This window comes from Pseudomonas sp. KCJK9111, assembly GCF_046231935.1.
Classification (GTDB): Bacteria; Pseudomonadota; Gammaproteobacteria; order Pseudomonadales; family Pseudomonadaceae; genus Aquipseudomonas; species Aquipseudomonas parafulva_B.
In genome coordinates this window covers 1-2,794 of sequence record NZ_JBJJMO010000124.1, presented here as the reverse complement: position 1 = coordinate 2,794, position 2,794 = coordinate 1, and the positions used below count along the sequence as shown (strand labels likewise).

2 protein-coding genes are annotated in these 2,794 nt (G+C 66.4%); both read right to left on the bottom strand.

Translation table 11 applies throughout. The annotated features are described in order from the left end of the window. The coding region (locus tag ACK59L_RS21450; protein ID WP_409275939.1) for an alpha/beta hydrolase at nucleotides 1–817 on the bottom strand (817 nt) is incomplete at its 3' end. A gap of 36 nt (nucleotides 818–853) precedes the next feature. Further along, a partial coding sequence (locus ACK59L_RS21445; protein WP_409275937.1) for a thioesterase domain-containing protein occupies nucleotides 854–2,794 on the bottom strand: 1,941 nt, incomplete at its 5' end.

The following is a 2,794-nucleotide window of genomic DNA, read 5'->3' as shown; positions in this document are numbered from 1 at the left end:
CGCGATAGGCCAAGCCTTCGTCATGCAACGGGTCATATTCCGCCACCCACAGATAAGCCGGCGCCAGAGGCGTGTGCACTTGGGCCAGCAGCGGTGAAGCGCGCCAGTCCAGGCGTTGTTCGGGCAGCGGTGCGTAGTGCTGGTAGAACCACTCCAGCGTCTTGGTCTCCAGCAAATAGCCTTCGGCATGCTGGCGGTGGGAGTCGCGCAGGCACGACAAGTCGGTGACCGGGTAGAACAGCAGCTGCGCCAGCGGCTTGATCGCCAACGTTTCAGGGGCCTTGACCGCGGTGATGGCCAGGACGGTCGCAAGGCTTGCGCCGACGCTGTCGCCGGCAAATACCACCCGGCGGTTGTCCAGCCCAAGCGCAAGGGCATGCTCGGCCAGCCAGTTGGCGGCATCGAGCGCATCGTTCACTGGAACGGGGAAACGGTGCTCCGGCGCCAGTCGGTAATCCGGGGCGAGCACCGCGAAGTCGCCCATGCTCGCCAGGCGCCGGCACACCGAATCGTGTGAATCGAGGCTGCCGACCACATAGCCGCCGCCGTGCAGGTAGAGGATCACCGGTTGCGGTGCAGCTGCAGGCTGCCCGTTACGGTAGAGCCGTGCGGGCAGCTGGGCGCCGTCGCGGGTGGGGATGCTCAGTTCGCTGACACTCAGGTCACCGGGCGGGCTGGGGTCGAGCACTTGCGAGCTGGCGGCGAATTCGGCGCGGGCCTGGGCCACCTCCATCGCGTGCATGGGCTGGCTCTTGCCGGTCAGCCTGCCGAATTCGACCAGTTCCAGAAACGCTGCCAGGTCAGGGTGCAATGCCATGTTCAATCCTTACTTGAAAGTCAGTGACAGGGCGCGTCACGCGCGCCCCTGGGTTTCGGTGGTCGCGTCCAGGCACTGGCACACCTCGCGCAACACCTGGGGCTGCTTGAGGATGTCGAAGTGCGACGCCTGGATGAGCGTTGCGTCGTCATGGCTGAACTGCCGTTGATAGGCGTGGGCCGGTGCGCCGTACCCCTCTTCTGCCCACCAGAAGCTGGCCGGGCACTCGATGGCGGGCAGCGGCGCCAGGCGTCGCGACAGTGCCTTGAGGCGCAGCGCCACCGTAAAGGCATGCACCAGTTCCTCGGCAGCAAAGCGCGGTGAATCACCGCTGCCCAGCACGTGGGCCTGCACCTGCGCTACCAGGGCTTCGAGGGCCAGGTGGGAGCCATCCGTAGACAGGTCGAACGTCGGCAGGCTTTCGGGCGGCTGGTCCAGGATGATCGACAGGAAGTTGCGCAGCTCTTCGGTCAGGTCGTCCTCTGGGCCGTGGTCACCGGGCACGAAGCTGTCCACCAGCCCAACGAAGTGCACGCAGTGGCCCTGCCCTTCCAGCACACGGGCGACCAGCAGCGCCAGCGGCCCGCCCAGCGACCAGCCCAGCAAGTGGTACGGCCCTTGTGGTTGCTGTTCGCGGATGAACCCTGCGTAGTCCTGGGCCATGGCTTCCAGCGAGCTGTCCTGCCAGTGCTTGTCCAGCAGCATGCGGCACTGCACGCCGATGACCTGGCGCACTCCGTCCAGTCGCCGCGCCAGGGGCTCGTAGTCGAACACGGTGCCGAACCCTGCGTGCAGGCAGAACAGGGGCTCGCAATGCGCGACCGGGCCGTTGAGCGGCAGCAGCGGTGACGGCACTGCCACGGCGTCATCCACATAACCGGACAACTCGGCGATGGTGGGTTTGCTCATCATGTCACGCAGCTTCAGCTCAACGCCCAGCGCCGGTTGATTGCGCACCTTGGACAACACCTTCAGGGTGCGCAAGGAATCGCCGCCCAGCTCGAAGAAGTTGTCCGTCACCCCGACCTGCTCCAGCTCCAGCACCTCTTGCCAGATCGCGACAAGGCCCGCTTCGAGGGCGTTGCGCGGCGCCACGTACTCGCGGCCCTTGAAGGACGGGTCTGGCAGCGCCTTGCGGTCGACCTTGCCGTTGGGGCTCAGCGGCAGGTGTTCCAGCACCAGGATCTGGCTGGGCACCATGTAGTCGGGCAAGCCCTGTTGCAACGCCATGCGCAGCGCCTCGCCTTGCAGCGCCGGGCTGCTGGTGGCCACGTAGCCGATCAGTTGCTTGCCGCCTTCGGTGTCACGGGCCACGACGACCGCATCGCGCACCTGGGGTTGACTGCGCAAGCGGGCCTCGATTTCGCCCAGCTCGATGCGAAAGCCCCGGATCTTCACCTGATGATCCAGGCGGCCAAGGAAGTCGATCACCCCGTCTGCGCGGCGGCGCACCAGGTCGCCGGTGCGGTACAGGCGCGCGCCACGGCCACTGGGGTCGGCGACGAAACGCTCGGCGGTCAGGCCTGGCCGCGCATGGTAGCCCCGCGCAAGCCCCTCCCCGCCAATGTACAACTCACCCGGTACGCCATCGGGCAATGGGTTCAGGCCGGCATCGAGAATGTGCAGGGTACGCTCGCCCACCCGTGTGCCAATCGGCGCATAGGCCGCCTCGCAGCGCTGGTCGGTATCGACCACCCACAGCAACGGCGTGACCACGGTTTCGGTAGGGCCGTAGCCATTGGTCAGCAGCCTTGGGCGCAGGGTGCGCTTGACCAACTCGAAATTGGCATCGGCCACGGCGTCGCCGCCAAAGCAGTAGATCTGCACCGGTGGCGGGTTGTCGAAGGCCTGGCCGTATTCGGCCAACTGTTGCAGGTACGCAGGCGGGAAACAGGCGATGGTGATGGCCTGCTCATGCAGCACCTGCCAGGTTTCCTCGGGCGTCCACAGACGGTTGTCGCGCACCACCAGCTGACC